1 protein-coding gene is annotated in these 755 nt (G+C 68.2%); it reads left to right on the top strand.

The features are described 5' to 3' along the window. The first annotated feature begins 75 nt into the window (after positions 1–75). Positions 76–666 carry a VTT domain-containing protein gene (locus OMP43_RS22805; protein ID WP_280281861.1) on the top strand — a complete coding sequence of 197 codons (591 nt, stop codon included), beginning with the start codon at positions 76–78 and terminating at the stop codon, positions 664–666. The last annotated feature ends 89 nt before the right edge of the window (positions 667–755 follow it).

Here is a 755-nt window from a genome sequence, read left to right as displayed (position 1 = left end):
GGCGCGAAACGCCCCCGCCCCCTCCGGCTCCCGATATGATATGCCCGCCGGCCTGACCCAGAGGGAACCGGGCCGATGGAAGAGCTGCTCGCGCAATATGGTGTCGTCGCGCTGTTGATCGGGGCGCTGCTGCAGGGCGAGATGGCGGTCGCGACCGGCGGGGTGCTCGCGCATCAGGGCATGATGTCGCTGCCCGTGGTGGTGCTGATCGGAGCGGCCATGTCCTTCGCCTCGGCGCAGGTCTTCTTCCTGATGGGCCGCTATCTCTCGCATGTCCGATTCGTTCACCAGGCCATGGCCCGCCCCGGCTTCGCCCGCAGCGAAGCGGTGATCGCCCATCACCCGCAAAGCCTCGCCTTCGCGCTCCATTTCATGTTCGGCATGCGGATGATCGGCCCCGCAGCGCTGGGCATGACCGGCATTTCGGTGATCCGCTATACCTGGCTCAGCGCCCTCGCCTCGCTGCTGTGGAGCCTGATCTTCACGCTGGTCGGCTATGCCCTTGGCCACGGCCTCCATGCCGTCTTCGGCCAGCTGCGCGTGATCGAGCATGTCGCGGTCGCCGCGGCGATCGGCCTGCTGCTCGCCCGGCTCGCGCTGCGCCACCTTCCGCATCATGCGATCGTGCGCCGGGTTTCGCCGCCGGTTTCCGCGCCGGACCATTGAGAAGTTCGATCAGAGTCATTCGAACGCTCGCGCATTGCGGGAAACCCTCCCCTTCCCCCCGCCCCTCCCGCGTCCTCGCGGCACCCGCG

It is taken from the genome of Sphingomonas sp. CBMAI 2297, from assembly GCF_029870595.1.
Taxonomy (GTDB): domain Bacteria; phylum Pseudomonadota; class Alphaproteobacteria; order Sphingomonadales; family Sphingomonadaceae; genus Sphingomonas.
Note: the sequence above shows the minus strand (reverse complement) of the source record. Positions and strands in the feature narration are given on the sequence as shown.